The 16,343-nt window shown below is 68.5% G+C and carries 12 protein-coding genes; 5 read left to right on the forward strand and 7 right to left on the reverse strand.

Translation table 11 applies throughout. The features are described from left to right. Positions 1 to 20: 20 nt before the first annotated feature. Positions 21 to 1,112 (reverse strand): PfkB family carbohydrate kinase, encoded by a 1,092-nt coding sequence (locus tag LDO13_RS13435; RefSeq protein ID WP_224047217.1) that lies wholly within the window; start codon positions 1,110 to 1,112, stop codon positions 21 to 23. An 82-nt stretch (positions 1,113 to 1,194) separates the two neighbouring features. Between LDO13_RS13435 and LDO13_RS13440 the strand changes: the two genes are divergently transcribed. Then, the gene (locus LDO13_RS13440) at positions 1,195 to 2,604 is read left to right on the forward strand and encodes a 6-phospho-beta-glucosidase (protein WP_224047218.1); all 1,410 of its coding nucleotides are present in this window, start codon (positions 1,195 to 1,197) and stop codon (positions 2,602 to 2,604) included. Positions 2,605 to 2,630: 26 nt separating this feature from the next. Here LDO13_RS13440 and LDO13_RS13445 read toward each other — a convergent pair whose 3' ends face one another. After that, positions 2,631 to 3,167: a GNAT family N-acetyltransferase gene (locus tag LDO13_RS13445; RefSeq protein ID WP_224047219.1), complete on the reverse strand. Its 537-nt coding sequence runs from the start codon at positions 3,165 to 3,167 to the stop codon at positions 2,631 to 2,633. Positions 3,168 to 3,328: 161 nt separating this feature from the next. On the opposite strand from LDO13_RS13445, the gene mshA reads away from it, so the two are divergent. The 4 genes from mshA (at position 3,329) to LDO13_RS18645 (ending at position 7,597) form a co-directional block, all read left to right on the forward strand. Next, a complete protein-coding gene (mshA, locus tag LDO13_RS13450; RefSeq protein WP_224047220.1) occupies positions 3,329 to 4,615 on the forward strand; it encodes a D-inositol-3-phosphate glycosyltransferase in 1,287 nt (428 codons plus the stop codon). A 57-nt stretch (positions 4,616 to 4,672) separates the two neighbouring features. Next, entirely contained in the window at positions 4,673 to 6,433 is a 1,761-nt protein-coding gene (locus LDO13_RS13455) for a formate--tetrahydrofolate ligase (protein WP_224047221.1), read from the forward strand. A gap of 137 nt (positions 6,434 to 6,570) precedes the next feature. After that, positions 6,571 to 7,389, forward strand: a complete 819-nt coding sequence (locus LDO13_RS13460; protein ID WP_346347041.1) for a hypothetical protein — start codon at positions 6,571 to 6,573, stop codon at positions 7,387 to 7,389. Then, on the forward strand, positions 7,316 to 7,597 hold the full coding sequence (locus LDO13_RS18645) for a DUF559 domain-containing protein (RefSeq protein ID WP_346347039.1): 282 nt from the start codon (positions 7,316 to 7,318) through the stop codon (positions 7,595 to 7,597). Before LDO13_RS13460 ends, LDO13_RS18645 begins: the two co-directional genes overlap by 74 nt. Here the strand turns inward: LDO13_RS18645 and LDO13_RS13465 are convergent. The 5 genes from LDO13_RS13465 to glgX form a co-directional block, all read right to left on the reverse strand. Beyond that, a complete protein-coding gene (locus LDO13_RS13465; protein ID WP_224047222.1) occupies positions 7,572 to 8,657 on the reverse strand; it encodes an inositol-3-phosphate synthase in 1,086 nt (361 codons plus the stop codon). The two genes, LDO13_RS18645 and LDO13_RS13465, sit on opposite strands and share 26 nt — an antisense overlap. Positions 8,658 to 8,826: 169 nt before the next feature. After that, entirely contained in the window at positions 8,827 to 9,864 is a 1,038-nt protein-coding gene (gene mgrA / locus LDO13_RS13470; protein WP_224047223.1) for an L-glyceraldehyde 3-phosphate reductase, read from the reverse strand. Between the two features lie 14 nt (positions 9,865 to 9,878). Beyond that, on the reverse strand, positions 9,879 to 11,663 hold the full coding sequence (gene treZ, locus LDO13_RS13475) for a malto-oligosyltrehalose trehalohydrolase (protein ID WP_224049789.1): 1,785 nt from the start codon (positions 11,661 to 11,663) through the stop codon (positions 9,879 to 9,881). Positions 11,664 to 11,691: 28 nt separating this feature from the next. Continuing rightward, a complete protein-coding gene (treY, locus tag LDO13_RS13480; protein ID WP_224047224.1) occupies positions 11,692 to 14,034 on the reverse strand; it encodes a malto-oligosyltrehalose synthase in 2,343 nt (780 codons plus the stop codon). Next, complete coding sequence (gene glgX / locus LDO13_RS13485; protein WP_224047225.1) at positions 14,031 to 16,268, reverse strand: glycogen debranching protein GlgX; 2,238 nt, start codon at positions 16,266 to 16,268, stop codon at positions 14,031 to 14,033. The genes treY and glgX overlap by 4 nt, the downstream gene beginning before the upstream one ends. Positions 16,269 to 16,343: the final 75 nt, after the last annotated feature.

Raw genomic sequence — 16,343 nt, forward strand, 5'->3', positions numbered from 1 at the left:
GAGCCGCGCCGACGTCCCGGCTACGCGTCCGAAAGGTGCGCAATCGTCGCCGTCGCCCGCCGCTGCGCTTCCGGCGGAACATCGCGGACGATGTCCTCGAGGAAGCTGTAGCGCCGAAGCCACTGGCTGCTCTGCCGTTCCTTGCGGGCGTTGGCCCGCTGCCACCAGTCGGCGATGTCCCCCCAGCCGGGTGCGGCCAGCGAACCGCCGACCTCCTGCACGGCCAGGGCCGCACAGAGATTGGCGAACCGCAGCCGGTCGCCGAGCGGCCACCCGGCCAGACAGCCGACGATGAAGGCCGCGCCGAAACAGTCGCCCGCCCCGGTCGGATCGTAGGCGGACACCGGCAGCGACGGAACCCACTCCTCTTCACCCGTTTCGGAGTCCACAGCCATCGCCCCCTGAGCCCCAAGGGTCACAACAGCGACCGGCACCTTGTCCGCCAGGGCGTAGAGCGCCGCCCACGGATTGTCATTCCCGGTGAAGGACATCGCCTCGTGCTGGTTCGGCATGAAGGCGTGGAAGTACTGCAGGTTGTCCAGCCGGGTGGAGGACCAGACGCCGGTGGGATCCCAGCCGACGTCGCCGAACAGCCGGACCCCGGCCTTGTACGCGTCGATCGCCCACGGTTCGAGCTCCTCACCGAGTTCGGCGACGGCGGCGAGCGACGGCGGAGGGCAGCCGACCAGGTCGCTGGAACTCACCGGAGCCGGGTGGCCGTGCGTCACCATGGACCGGTCATGCTCCACGCTGAGGGAAACCGTGACCGGCGAGTGCCAGCCCGGCACACGCCGGGACAGCGACAGGTCCACGTGTTCCTGCCCCGCCAGGATCTTCCAGTTGTAGTCGCCGTAGCCGTCGTCGCCGAACGCGGCCGCCAGCCCGGTCCTGAGCCCGAGCCGGGCCGCTGCAATGGCTTGGTTGGCAACGCCGCCGGGGCAGCTGCCCATCCCGTCGCTCCAGATCTCCGTCCCCGCGACCGGCGCGTGCGGCAGCCCGGTAAAGATGATGTCCTGGAAGACGGTCCCGGTCAGCAGCAGGTCGAAACCATCCGCCGTCGGGGTCCGGACGGCGGAAAGCGGGTCAAAACGCCGCGTCGGCATCGCGTCCATGTATGGCACATTACGCCGTCCCGGTACCGCTGGAAAGGCATCCACCCGGGCCAGGAGGGGCCGGTGTGCATAAACTGTCGGCATGCGGCTGATGATTGCCGGAGGCGGCGGATTCCGGGTACCGCTGGTCTACCGGGCGCTCTGCGCGGGGCCCTTCGCCGGGCTGGTCCGGGAACTGGTGCTGTACGACGTCGATCCCGGCCGGCTCACCGCCATCAACGCCGTCCTCGCCGCCTTCGCGGCGCAGCAACCGCCCGGCGCCGCCCTTCCCGCGGTCCGGGCAACCACTTCCCTGCCCGAGGCGCTCACCGGCACGGACCTGGTCTTCGCGGCGATCCGCCCCGGCGGGACAGCCGGCCGCACCGCCGATGAGCGGGTGGCCCTGGACCTGGGGCTCCTGGGCCAGGAGACCACGGGAGCGGGCGGCATCTCCTACGCGCTGCGGTCCATCCCCCGCATGCTCGAACTCGCAGACCAGATGCGGCACCATTGCCCGGACGCGTGGCTGCTGAACTTCACCAACCCCGCCGGTATGGTCACGGAAGCGCTGGTCCCCATACTCGGACGCAAGGTGGTCGGCATCTGCGATTCGGCCAGCGGGCTGGTGCACCGGGCGGCGCACGCGGCCGGCGTCGAGCTTCCAGAGGGCCGGCTCGACGGCGTGGGCTACTACGGGCTGAACCATCTCGGCTGGCTGTACCGGCTGGAGTCCGGCGGCCGGGACGTGCTGCCCCGGCTGCTGGCCGACGCCGGAGCTTTGGCCGGCTTCGAGGAGGGCCGGCTCTTTCCGCAACCCTTTCTGGCGGACCTCGGGTGCCTGCCCAACGAATACCTCTATTACTACTACGAGACCGAGCGTGCCCTGGCCGGCATCCGTTCCTCCCCCGCCACCCGCGGCGAGTCCATCGACCGGCAGCAGACCGGGCTGTATCCGCGGCTCGCGGCGGCCGGCCCGGAGGCTTACCGGTTGTGGGACGCCGCACGCCGGTCCCGCGAAGAGGGCTACCTCGCCGAGGCCCGCCCGGCTGGCGAGCGCCGGGATGAGACGGACCTGGCCGGGGGCGGCTACGAACGCGTTGCCCTCGCCGTCATGCGCGCCATCTCCGGCGGCGGTCCGGCGGAGCTGATCCTGAACACCCCCAACACCACCGGCGGCGCCGAACGAGGCGCCGCGGCGGCGGCCATTCCGGGACTGCCGCCGGACGCCGTCGTGGAGGTTCCCTGCCGGGTGACACCCGACGGCGTCGTGCCCCTGCGGCAGGATCGTCCGGCACCGGCGCAGCTGGCCCTGCTCCGGCAGGTAAAGGACGTCGAACGGCTGGTCGTCACGGCCACCGGCCGCACTGCCGGGACCACCGGGCCGGGCCGCCGGGAAGCGGCGCTGGCGGCGTTCGCCGGGCACCCGCTGGTCGGTTCCGGGGACCTCGCCGGAAAACTGCTGGCCGGTTACGAGTCCGCGTTCCCGGAACTGCAGGGGCTCTTCCGGGACTGAAGAAACCGGGCTCGGGAAGGGTGCGGCTACAGCTTGCGGTACATCAGGTGCAGGCCCACGTAGCCCAGCCGCGGGTGCAGGAACGCCTCCGGGATGGTGGCCAGCACGTCGAAGCCCATGGACTGCCAGGCGGCCACGGCCCTGACGTTGCTCTCCACGACGGCGTTGAACTGCATGGCGCGGAACCCGGCGGCCCGTGCCGCGTCGAGGGAATAGGCGCACAGTGCGCGGGCCAGCCCCTTGCCCCCGTGCGCGGGGTGGACCATGTACCCGGCATTGGCAACGTGGCTTCCGCCGCCGCCCTGGTTCGCGTGCAGCTCACCGGTGCCCAGGACGACGCCGTCGAGCTCCCCCCGCCCCACCGCGACGAAGGTCTGGCCTGGAGCCTGCTTGAACCACCGTTCGCGGGCCTGGTGCTCGGTGGTGTCCCGGTCCCAGGTGAAGGTCTCCCCGGCCCTGATGACGGGCTCGAGGATCGCCCAGATCGCGGGCCAATCCGCGCCGGCGGCCGGCCGGATTTCCCAGCCGGGGGCGGCGGATGCTGTCTTGTCGCTTGTGCTCACAGCCGTCACGTTAGCAGCACACCCGGCGCTGTGACCGGCGCCGCCCTCCGGCCGGTGAACCTGCGGGAACTTCAGGAGTAATGTTTTATCGAAATGCAGTTCCGGCACTGTTCATCAGGATGTGGCCAGAAGCATCTGCTGCAGCTGGGGAAAGGAGAAGAATGTCGCTGATCCGGCGCGTTGCCTTCCTCTCCCTGCACACCTCGCCGATGGAGCAGCCAGGTTCCGGGGACGCCGGGGGCATGAACGTGTATATCCGCGCCCTCGCAGCGGCCCTCGCCGAGACCGGCGTCGAAGTGGAGATCTTCACCCGGTCCACGTCGGCCACGCAGGCCGCCGTCGAGCATCCCTCCCCCGGAGTCTGCGTGCACAACGTCCTCGCCGGACCGCCCCGGAAGCTGCCCAAGGAAGAACTGCCCGAACTGCTGCACAGCATGGTGGCGGAAATCGACCGGATCCGGCAGCTCCAGCCGCACGGCCGGTACGACGTGATCCATTCGCACTACTGGGTTTCCGGCGTGGCCGGGCTGGAGCTCGCCAGCCTGTGGGGCCTGCCGCTCGTGCACACCATGCACACCATGGCCAAGGTGAAGAACCTCCTGCTGGTCTCCGGCGAGCAGCCTGAACCGCGGCGCCGCGAGGACGGCGAGCAACGCATTGTCGACGGCGCCACCCGGCTCATCGCCAACACCGGCACCGAGGCGGCGGAACTGGTCTCGCACTACAACGCGGACAACGACCACATCGATGTCGCCCCGCCGGGCGTGGACCTGGACATCTTCACTCCTGCCTTCCGCGGCCGTGCCCGGGCCGCCCACGGGGTACCGCCGGGCCGGTTCCACCTGCTGTTCGCCGGGCGGATCCAGCGGCTCAAGGGCCCGCAGATCCTCATCAAGGCCGCCGCCCTGCTGCGGGCACGGCGCCCGGACATCGATCTCCAGCTGACCATCGTCGGCGCGGTCAGCGGGTCCAAGGACTTCGACCTGAAGTCGCTGATCAGCGCCGCCGGAATGGACGACGTCGTCACGCACCATCCGCCCGTCAGCGCACCGAAACTCGCCGGCTGGTACCGCTCCGCCGATGTCGTGGTGATGCCCTCCTACAGCGAATCCTTCGGTCTCGTGGCGCTCGAAGCCCAGGCCTGCGGAACACCGGTGGTGGCCACCAAGGTCGGCGGGCTGTCCCGTGCCATCTTCGACGGCCGGACCGGGATGCTGGTGGAGGGCCACAAGGCCGCCGACTGGGCCGACGCCCTCGAAGCCCTGTACGACGACCCCGCGACCCGAGAGGACATGGGCCGCGCGGCGGCCCTGCACGCCCAGGAATTCGGCTGGCAGCGCACCGCCGCCATCACGCTGGAGAGCTACCACACCGCCCTGAGCCAGTATTTTGGAAACCTGACCATTCCGGTGGGCCACACGCCCTCAACCGGAACCATTGGCCGGTAACAGCGGCCTGAAATCACTGGCCGGACCACCCACCGCGCCACGAGCCAAAGGACAACGATGTCTGAAACCACGATTCCCGGACCTGCCGCCACCGCCGGTGCCGTGCCCGCCACCGCTGCCGCCGGGGCAACTGCGCTGAGTGACCTGGAGATCGCTCAGCGGGCCACGATGAGGCCGATCGAGGAGATCGCCGCCGCGGCCGGAATCAACGCCGAGGCCCTCGACTTCCACGGCCGCTACAAGGCGAAAATCGATCCGGCGAAACTCGCGGGTTCGACGGCGGGCGCCCCTCCGCGGGCCCCCGGCAAGGTGGTGTTGGTCTCCGCGATGTCGCCCACGCCCGCCGGCGAAGGCAAGTCCACCACGACGGTGGGGCTGGCGGACTCCCTGGCCCGGGCCGGCCACAAGGTGATGATCGCCCTGCGCGAACCGTCGCTCGGCCCGATCCTGGGCATGAAGGGCGGGGCCACCGGCGGCGGTTACTCCCAGGTGCTGCCGATGGACGAGATCAATCTGCACTTCACCGGCGATTTCCACGCCGTCACCTCGGCGAACAACGCCCTGATGGCGCTCGTGGACAACCACATCTACCAGGGCAACGAGCTGAACATCGACCCGCGCCGGATGACCTTCAAACGGGTGCTGGACATGAACGACCGCTCGCTGCGCGAGGTCGTGATCGGCCTCGGCGGCCCGACACAGGGCATCCCGCGGCAAGACGGCTTCGACATCACCGTGGCCTCAGAAATCATGGCGGTGTTCTGCCTCGCCTCGGGCCTCGCCGACCTCCGGGAACGGCTGGGCCGGATCACGTTCGGCTACACCTACGACCGGCGGCCGGTGACCGTGGCCGAGCTGGGCGTCCAGGGCGCCCTGACTATGCTTCTCAAGGACGCCATCAAGCCGAATCTGGTGCAGACGATCGCCGGGACGCCCGCCCTGGTCCATGGCGGGCCGTTCGCCAACATCGCCCACGGGTGCAATTCCCTGATCGCTACGCAGACCGCCCGCAGCCTCGCGGACATCGTCGTCACCGAGGCCGGCTTCGGCGCGGACCTTGGCGCGGAAAAGTACATGGACATCAAATCCCGCGTCGCCGACGTCGCGCCGTCCGCCGTCGTCGTGGTGGCGACCGTCCGCGCTTTGAAGATGCACGGGGGCGTCCCGAAGGACCGGCTCCAGGAACTGAACCTGGACGCGCTGGCGGCCGGCGTCGTCAATCTTCAGCGCCATGTGCGGAACGTTGAGAAGTTCGGCATCACGCCGGTGGTGGCGATTAACAAGTTCGCCACGGACACAGCGGAGGAGCTGGACTGGCTGCTGGAGTGGTGCGCCGGGGAGGGCGTCCAGGCGGCCGTGGCCGATGTCTGGGGCCGCGGCGGGGGCGGCGACGGCGGCGACGAACTCGCGGCCAAGGTTGCGGCGGCGATCGACGCGCCGCACACCTTCCGGCACCTGTACCCGCTGGAGATGTCGGTGGAGGACAAGATCCGGACGATTGTGCAGGAGATCTACGGTGCCGACGGGGTGGATTTCTCCGTGCCGGCGCTCAAACGGCTCGCGGAAATCGAGAAAAACGGCTGGTCCGGGTTCCCCGTCTGCATGGCGAAGACGCAGTATTCCTTCAGCGACGACGCGGCCAAGCTCGGAGCGCCGAAGGGTTTCACCGTGCACGTCCGCGACCTCATCCCCAAGACCGGGGCGGGCTTCATCGTGGCCCTGACGGGTGCAGTCATGACGATGCCGGGGCTGCCCAAGGTCCCGGCCGCGATGCGCATGGACGTCGACGCCGAAGGCAACCCCGTCGGCCTCTTCTAAAACAGCAACCCCTCACCAACGTTGCGCTATCACTTTTGGCTGCCATTTCCGGCGAATGGCAACCAAAAGTGATAGGGCAACCGCGGCGTTGTGGATAACCGGAGCGGGGATCCGGCATCCGGATCAGAATGGTTGGCATGCGACCACCAGCAGCCCTGCCGGCCCACCTCGCCTCAGCCCCGTTCACCGTCTACGAGGCGCAGGCCGCCGCGCTGGGCAGCTCCCGGCTCCGCGCCACCGATCTCACCACGGCCGGCCGGCTGCTGTACCTACCCGCCGGCTGGGAGTTCGAACTCCGCGGGCTGGCCCGGGCCCTGTCGGCCGCGACGCCGGGCGCCTGGATTTCGCACCTCACCGCCGCCATGCTGCTCGGTCTGTGGCTCCCGTCGTGGTTCCGCGGCCGCCGGGAACTGCATCTGAGCAAGCCCAGGGCCCTGCCGCCGGTCCGGCGGGAGGGTGTGGTCGGGCATACGGTCCTGGCGTTCGACGACGAGGTTATGGTCAGGGACGGAATCCGGATCTCAACGCCCACCCGGACGTGGCTAGACCTTGCCCGCATCCTGCCGCTGAAGGATCTCGTTGCGGTCGGTGACCAGCTGGTGCGGCAGCCCCGCCCCGGGCTGGAGGGCCGCGCGAAGTCGTGGGCGACGCGAACCCAGCTCGCGGCGACGCTTGGGCGGCACCCGAAACTCAAGGGCGTCGTAAAAGCCCGCCAGGCGCTGGAGCTCATCCGGCCCGGCTCCGACTCCGCACCGGAAACGTTCCTGCGACTGGCGTTGACCGCGGCCGGGACTCCCGGAGCCCGAACTGCAGCTCCGGATTGTGCCGGACGACCCCTACTCCCCCGCTGCGGACCTCGGCTACCGGAGACATCGGGTCGCTATCCAGTACGACGGCGGCCACCACCGCACGCGCGAACAGCAGTCCCACGACAACCGCCGCGACGAATCGTTTAACGCGGCCGGCTGGCGCTACTTCAAGTTCAACTCCGACGACCTCGCAGACGACTTCCGCGGCGCGGTCAAGCGTGTCCGGGCGGCCCTTCGCCCCCGTAAACGCCGGTTGCCCTATCACTTTTGGCGGTCAAACCAGGGGTTGGGGACCAAAAGTGATAGGGCAACCGGGAAAAGAAGACGGGTTAGCGCTCCAGGTCGCCGCGGATGAAGGCCTCGACCTTTTCGCGGGCGAGGTCGTCGTTGAACTGCTCCGGCGGGGACTTCATGAAGTAGCTCGACGCCGAGAGCAGCGGGCCGCCGATTCCGCGGTCCAGGCCGATCTTGGCGGCGCGGACGGCGTCGATGATCACGCCGGCGGAGTTGGGCGAATCCCAGACTTCGAGCTTGTATTCGAGCGACACCGGCGCGTCGCCGAAGTTGCGGCCCTCGAGCCGGACGAAGGCCCACTTGCGGTCGTCGAGCCACTGGACGTAGTCCGACGGGCCGATGTGGACGTCCTTGGCGGCGAGTTCTGCCTCGACGTTGGACGTGACGGCCTGCGTTTTGGAGATCTTCTTGGACTCGAGGCGGTCGCGTTCCAGCATGTTCTTGAAGTCCATGTTGCCGCCGACGTTCAGCTGGTACGTGCGGTCCAGGGTGACGCCGCGGTCCTCGAACAGCTTGGCCATGACGCGGTGCGTGATGGTGGCACCGATCTGGCTCTTGATGTCATCACCGACGATCGGGACACCGGCGGCGGTGAACTTGTCCGCCCACGCCTTGGTGCCGGCGATGAAGACCGGCAGGGCGTTGACGAAGGCCACGCCGGCGTCGATCGCGCACTGGGCGTAGAACTCCGCGGCCTCCTGCGACCCGACCGGCAGGTAGCAGACCATGACGTCGACCTTGGCGTCCTTGAGGGCCTGGACGACATCGACAGGCTCCTCCGGGGACTGCTCGATGGTCTCGAGGTAGTACTTTCCGAGCCCGTCGAGGGTGGGGCCGCGCTGGACCATAACACCGGTCGGCGGGACGTCGGCGATCTTGATGGTGTTGTTTTCGCTGGCCAGGATGGCGGAGGACAGGTCCTGGCCGACCTTCTTGGCGTCGACGTCGAACGCGGCAACGAACTGGACGTCGTTGACGTGGTACTTGCCGAACTCCACGTGCATCAGACCCGGGATCGTGGCCTGGGGATCAGCATCCCGGTAGTACTCAACGCCCTGGACCAGCGAAGTGGCACAGTTACCTACGCCGACGATTGCAACACGAATCGGATGTGAAGACACGGAACTCCTTTGGGGACAACTTCTTGTACCCGGCGCGGAAGTACTCTGATGCACGACGGCGGCAGCGGGCACGGCGCCGTACGGCGCCCTTAGCATTCTAGTCAACGGCGCGGCGTCCCGAGTTGTTCCCGGCCGCCGCGCCGTCGGTGTTACGGGGAGGCGGGGCCAGCTACTTCTGGGCCCACAGGTTGATGTCGGACTCGACGGCGAACTCGTCGATCGCCGTCAGCTCCTCCGCAGTGAACCCGAGGTTGTTGACCGCGGACAGGGTGTCCTCGAGCTGGCGGACGCTGGACGCGCCGACCAGCGCGGACGTCACTGCGGAACCCTTGCCCTGCTCCCTGAGGATCCAGGCGATGGCCATCTGCGCGAGGGACTGCCCCCGGCTTTCGGCGATCCGGTGCAGGCCGCGGACCCGGTTCAGCTTGTCCTCCGTGATGCTGTCCTCGGCCAGGGACTTCTCCTGCGCGGCCCGGGAATCGGCCGGGATCCCGTTCAGGTAGCGGTCGGTCAGCATACCCTGCGCCAGCGGCGAGAACGCGATGGAGCCGGCCCCCACCTGTTCCAGGGCCTCGTAGAGGTTGGGGCTGCCGTTTTCAGTCCAGCGGTTCAGCATGGAGTAGCTCGGCTGGTGGATGAGCAGCGGGGTGCCGAGTTCCTTGAGGATCCGGGCGGCCTCGAGGGTCTGCTCCGGGGTGTAGGAGGAGATCCCGGCGTAGAGGGCCTTCCCGGAGCGGACCGCATGGTCCAGGGCACCCATGGTCTCTTCCATCGGCGTTTCCGGGTCCGGGCGATGGCTGTAGAAGATGTCCACGTAGTCCAGGCCCATCCGGTTCAGCGACTGGTCCAGGCTGGCGAGCAGGTATTTGCGGGAGCCCCATTCGCCGAACGGGCCGGGCCACATGTTGTAGCCAGCCTTGGTGGAGATGATGAGCTCGTCGCGGTAGGGAGCAAAATCATCGCGCAGGTGGCGGCCGAAGTTGGTTTCCGCGGAGCCGGCAAGCGGTCCGTAGTTGTTGGCCAGGTCGAAGTGGTTGACGCCGAGGTCGAAGGCCCGGCGCAGGATGGCGCGCTGCGTTTCAAACGGCTTGTCGTCGCCAAAGTTGTGCCAAAGGCCCAGGGAAATGGCGGGGAGCTTCAGCCCGCTGCGGCCCACGCGGCGGTAGGGCATGGAGTCATACCGGGTTTCGTCTGCAACATAAGTCATACGTCTATCCTGTCTTATTTCGAGATGATGGCGGCACTGTGGCCCGGCAGGTCCAGCTGGCCGCCGTCGAGGCGAGCGCCGTCGTCGGTGGCGAGCGCCAAGGAGGCGGCCGCAACGGCGAGCCGGCGCGGCTCGGCGGAGAAGTTCATCGCGACCTCCACGCTGCCGCGGCGCAGGCGGAGCCAGCCGTCGGCCTCACTGAAGGCCACCGCGGTGTCCTCGAAGCCCAGGCCGGCAAGCTCCGGCGTCGAACGGCGCAGCGCGATCAGCCGCCGGTACAGCTCCAGCAGGCGGGCGTGGTCGCCTTCTGCGGCTTCGGCCCAGTCGAGCCTGGAGCGGGTGAAGGTCTCCGGATCCTGCGGATCGGGTACGACGGCGGGGTCCCACCCCATCCGCTCGAACTCCCGGATCCGGCCCTCCGCGGTGGCCTTCCCGAGTTCCGGTTCCGGGTGCGAGGTGAAGAACTGCCACGGCGTGGTGGCACCGTACTCCTCGCCCATGAACAGCATCGGCGTGAAAGGGGATGTCAGGGTCGCGACGGCGGCGAGCGCCAGCTGTCCGTAGCCCAGCGTCTGGGAGAGCCGGTCGCCGGTGGCCCGGTTGCCGATCTGGTCGTGGTTCTGGCTGCAGACCACCAGCGCCGCCGGGTGGACCGCGGCCGTGTTAATGGGCCGGCCGTGGTGCCGGCCGCGGAAGCTGGAGTAGCTGCCGTCATGGAAGAAGCCGTCGACAAGGACCTTGGCCAGGGCCTCGAGGGATTCGAAGTCGGCGTAGTAGCCCGTGGCCTCCCCGCTGACATTGACGTGCACGGCGTGGTGGAAATCGTCGCTCCACTGCCCTGCCAGGCCGTAGCCGTTGACGTCCCGCGGGTAGAGCAGCCGCGGATCGTTGAGGTCCGACTCGGCGATCATCGTCGCGGGGCGGCCGGTCCCGGCGGAGATCTCGTCCGCGAGCGCACCGAACTCCTCCAGCAGGTGGACGGCCCGCTCGTCCTTGAAGGCGTGCACGGCGTCGAGCCGGAGCCCATCCACGTGATAGTCCCGCAGCCACATGGCGGCGTTCTCGAGGATGTAGCGGCGCACGACGTCGGACCCGGGCCCGTCGAGGTTGACCGAGTCGCCCCAGGTGTTGCCCTCCCCCGATTTCAGGTACGGCCCGAAGCGCGGGAGGTAGTTCCCGCTAGGTCCGAGGTGGTTGTAGACCACGTCCTGGATGACGCCCAGCCCGGCGGCATGCGCCGCGTCCACGAAGCGCTGGTACGCGGCGGGCCCGCCGTAGCCTTCGTGCACGGCGTACCAGAGGACGCCGTCGTAGCCCCAGTTGTGGGTGCCGTTGAAACCGTTCACCGGCAGCAGCTCCACAAAGTCGACGCCGAGGTCCGCCAGGTAGTCCAGTTTCCCGGCGGCCGCGTCCAGCGTGCCCTCGGGGGTGAACGTCCCCACGTGCAGCTCGTAGATGACGGCGCCCTGCAGCCCGCGGCCCTGCCACTGCCCGTCCGCCCACTCGTGGCTGCCGGCGTCGAACGTCCGCGACAGGGAGTGGACACCGTCGGGCTGCCGCCGGGACCGGGGGTCCGGCAGCGGCGTGGTGTCCCCGTCGAGCAGGTAGCCGTAGTCCACGTCCCCGGCGGCCGGGGCGCCCGGCGCGGTCCACCAGCCATCCCCGCCGGCACCCCCGTCCCCGTCGCTCCCGGGCTGCCGGGTCATCGGGTACTGCCGGCCGCCGGCAAGCAGCGTCACGGTGCCTGCTTCCGGTGCCCAAAGGTCAAAGCGTTTCTGTCCGTCAGCAGGCAAAGTGATCACAGCTTTCCGTGTATCGGTGGTTCGTTCAGTGCTTGGCAGGTACCAGCAGGGCAACCGGGTAGCTGGCCAGGATGGCGGCCACGTCCACGGTGCCCGGGCCGAAGGTGGCACCCGTCAGTTCGTCCGTCATTTCCACGGCAAGTTCGACGGCGGTGTCCCGCCAGCCGCCCTGCTGCTCCAGCCCGCGGGGCAGCCGGGTCGCGAGCGTGATGGCCCCCGCGCCGGCATCACCGCCGCGGTCGAAGCCGACCAGATGCCCGGCGGCTGCCCCGGTTGCCGCGACGGGCCGGTAGCCCGTGAACAGCTCCGGCCGGTCGCGGCGCAGGCGCAGCGCCCGCGAGGTGACCAGGAGTTTCGCGTTGTCGTCGGTGTACGACGCCGGGCGGTCGCCGGCGTCGAGCGCGGCCAGGGCGGCGCGCCGCGCGCCGTAGTCGAACGGCCGACGGTTGTCCGGATCAGTCAGCGAGCGGTCCCAGAACTCGGTCCCCTGGTAGACATCGGGGACTCCCGGCATGGTCAGCTGCACGAGTTTGGCCCCCAGCGAATTGACGGCGCCGTACGGCGCCAGGAGGTCCACGAGCGATTCCAGTTCCGCCCTGACGCCGGGGTTGTCAAAGACCGCGTCGACGACGGCGGCCAGCTTCTCCTCGAACGCGGTGTCCGGGTCCAGCCAGTCGGTCGAATTGCCGGCCTCCCGGGCGGCCTTCTGCGCGTACGACTGGAGCCGCTCCCTGTCCGCGGGCCAGGCTCCGGCGATGGCCTGCCACAAGAGGTTGGCGAGCGGCCCGTCGGGCAGCGGTGCCAGGTCCTGCAGCCGGGCCAGGGCGGCCCGCCATTCCCCGGCCAGCTCCGCGAGGACCGAGATCCGGGCGCGGGTGTCCTCGCTGCGTTTGGTGTCGTGCGTGCTGAGCGTGGTCATGGACAGCGGCAGCTCGGCGTGGCGGCGGGCCATCCGGTGGTGGAACTCGTCCGGCGCAACCGCGAACTCGGTGGGATCGGCCCCGACCTCGGTCAGGGTCCCCAGCCGGGTGTAGCGGAAGAACGCGGTGTCCTCCACGCCCTTGGCCATGACCATGCCCGACGTCTGCTGGAACCGGCGCCCCAGTTCGGCGTCGGGCTCCGGGCCGGCGTCGAGGAGCAGCGGCAACAGAAGCCCGACGGCGTCGGCCAGCTCAGGGCGGCGGCGCACGGCCAGTTCGCACGCTTCCTTCAGGACATCCGCGCCCTCAGGCAGGTAACTGCGGTACACCGGGAAGGCGGCGATGATCTCGGACAGGGCATCGGCGGCTTGGTCGCCGCTGAGCCCCGAGCCGGACGGCACGAGCCGTGCCAGCCGGAGCATCTCGGAGTGAAGGATCCCGTCCGTGATCCGGCGCTTGGTGCCCCGGATCATCTCCTCGTAGTCCGCTGCCCGGCCGCCGCGCAGTTCCGTGTCGAGGGCGTCCAGGGTGTCCTGCCCCGCGGGGTCGACGAAGAGCCGGTCCACATCCGCGAGGGCGTCGTAGCCGGTGGTCCCCTCGCAGTCGAAGCCCTCCGGCAGTACCTCGCCGGGCTCGAGGATCTTTTCGATCAGCAGGTAACTGCCGCCCGTGACCTCGCGGAGCCGGCGGAGGTAACCTTCCGGATCGGCGAGGCCGTCCGGGTGGTCGATCCGGAGTCCGTCGACCAGCCCTTCGCGGAACCAGCGGACGACCTCTGCGTGGGCCTCATCGAAGACCGCCGGGAGCTCGACGCGGATGCCGGCCAGGCTGTTGACGGCGAAGAACCGGCGGTAGTTCAGCTCGTTGTCGGCCCGGCGCCAGCCCACCAGTTCGTAATGCTGCCGGCTGTGGACCTCGCGCGGGTTATCCGCAGTGTCGTCCCCTGCGGTATAGGTTCCCTCGGCCAACGGGAAGCGGTGGTCGTAGTACCGCAGCTCCCCGTCCTTGATTTCCAGCGCGTCGACGTCTGAGTCCGACCCCAGCACGGGGATCCGGATCCGGCCGCCGCCGAAGTCCCAGTCGACGTCGAACGCCGGAGCGTAGCGGGACTGCCGGCCCTCCTTGAGCAGGGACCACCACCACGGATTCTGCACGGGGGTTGCGACGCCGACATGGTTGGGCACGATGTCGACCAGCACGCCCATCCCGGCGTCCCGCGCTGCCTGCGACGCGGCGGCCAGGCCTTCCGGACCGCCGCGGTCCGGGTCGATCGCGGAGGGGTCGGTGACGTCATAGCCGTGGTCCGAGCCTTTCTCCGCGGTCAGGATCGGTGAGAGGTAGATCCAGTCCACGCCGAGCGACTTCAGGTACGGCACGGTCTCGGCAGCATCCTGGAGGGTGAAGCCGGGCCGGATCTGAAGCCGGTACGTGGAGACCGGGGTCCTCATTTGGCGGTGGCCTTCGTGACGGCTTCTGCAGCCTCGTCCTGGGCCTCCGCCATCTCCTCGAGTGCCTCCTCGTGTTCGGCCATGGAGGCCAGCGATGCGGCGGCGGAGTAGTCCACCTCCACCTCGGGGCCGGAGTGGGCCCGGAGGACCACCATCGACTTGGCGGCCAGTTTCAGCACGGACCCGGCCTTGAGCGGTTCCTCGGTGTTGGCCTGGTCCGCGGTGTCCACCAGGACGTCCCAGAACTTGGAGTACTCCTCGGCCGGCAGCGCGAAGTCCACGTCGTCGTCGTGGGCATTGAAAGCGAGCACGAAGCTGTCGTCGGTGATCCGGCGGCCGCGGGAGTCCTGCTCCTGGATGCCGTGGCCGTTGTAGAACACGCCGATGGTCCGGCCGAAGCCGCTGCCCCAGTCCTCCGGCAGCATTTCGGTGCCGTCTGTTTTCAGCCAGACGATGTCCGGCAGCTTCTCGCCCTCACCGCGGCGCACGGGGCGGCCGTCGAAGAAGCGGCTGCGCCGGAACGTCGGGTGGTCGTGGCGGATCTTGTTGACGACGGCCGTGAACTCCACCAGCGGCTGGTCCATCGCGTCCCAGTGGATCCAGCTCAGTTCGGAGTCCTGGCAGTACGTGTTGTTGTTGCCCTGCTGGGTGCGGCCCAGCTCGTCCCCGTGCAGCAGCATCGGGACGCCCTGGGAAAGCAGCAGGGTGGCGATGAAGTTGCGCTGCTGGCGGGCGCGGAGGGTCAGGACATGGTCGTTGTCCGTGTCTCCCTCTTCGCCGCAGTTCCAGGACCTGTTGTGCGATTCGCCGTCATTGTTGCCCTCGCCGTTGGCGTCGTTGTGCTTCTCGTTGTACGAGACGAGGTCGCGCATGGTGAAGCCGTCGTGGGCGGTAACAAAGTTGATCGAGGCCACCGGGCGGCGCGCGGAGCTTTCATACAGGTCCGCGGAGCCTGTCAGGCGGGAGGCGAATTCGCCCAGGGTGGAGGGCTCGCCGCGCCAGAAATCGCGGACCGTGTCGCGGTACTTGCCGTTCCACTCAGTCCACTGCGGCGGGAAGTTGCCCACCTGGTAGCCGCCCGGGCCGATGTCCCAGGGCTCGGCGATCAGCTTGACCTGGGAGACGATCGGGTCCTGCTGGATGAGTTCGAAGAAGGTGGACAGCTTGTCGACGTCGTAGAACTCGCGGGCCAGAGTCGAAGCGAGGTCGAAGCGGAAGCCGTCGACGTGCATTTCCGTGACCCAGTACCGCAGGGAGTCCATCAGCAGCTGGAGGGAGTGCGGGTGCCGGACGTTGAGGGAGTTTCCGGTGCCGGTGTAGTCCATGTAGTGCTTCAGGTCGTCGTCGACCAGCCGGTAGTAGGCCTGGTTGTCGATGCCCTTGAAGGACAGTGTGGGGCCGAGGTGGTTGCCTTCGGCTGTGTGGTTGTAGACGACGTCCAGGATCACTTCCATGCCGGCCTTGTGCAGTTCCCGGACCATGGCCTTGAACTCCTGGACCTGGTGCCCCACATCGCCGGAGGAGCTGTAGGTGTTCTGCGGGGCGAAGAAGCCGATGGTGTTGTAGCCCCAGTAGTTGTTGAGGCCCTTCTCCTCGAGTGTGCCGTCGTTGACGAACTGGTGGACGGGCATGAGTTCGATCGCCGTGACGCCGAGCTTCTTCAGGTGCTCAATCACGGCCGGGTGCGCGACGCCGGCATAGGTGCCGCGCTGCTCTTCGGGAACCTCCGGATGCAGCTCGGTCAGGCCTTTGACATGGGCCTCGTAGATGACCGACTGGTGGTACGGGATTCGCAGCTGGCGGTCACCGTCCCACTCGAAGAACGGATTGATGACCACGCCGTGCATGGTGTGCGGCGCCGAGTCGGCGTCGTTGCGTGAGTCGGGGTCACCGAATTCGTAGGTGAAGAGCGCCGGATCCCAGTCGATCTGGCCCTGGACCGCCTTGGCATACGGGTCCATCAGCAGCTTGTTCGGGTTGAAGCGGTTGCCGTGCTCCGGCTCGTACGGGCCGTGGACCCGGTAGCCGTATTTCTGTCCGGGCTGGACCTGCGGCAGGTAGCAGTGCCACACGTAGCCGTCCACTTCGGTCAGCTCAATCCGCGTCTCGGTCAAGTCATCAGCGAGGAGGCAGAGCTCCACCCGCTCGGCACGTTCGCTGAACAGGGCAAAGTTCGTGCCAGTGCCGTCAAAGGTGGCTCCCAGCGGGTACGCCGTTCCGGGCCAGACTTCCATGTGTTCTCCTCGTGCAGATGCGGACAATCTCTAGACAGACTACTTGTAAGTAGGGTTATCATCCCTTTCGGGACG

It is taken from the genome of Arthrobacter sp. NicSoilB4 (assembly GCF_019977335.1).
Classification (GTDB): Bacteria; Actinomycetota; Actinomycetes; order Actinomycetales; family Micrococcaceae; genus Arthrobacter.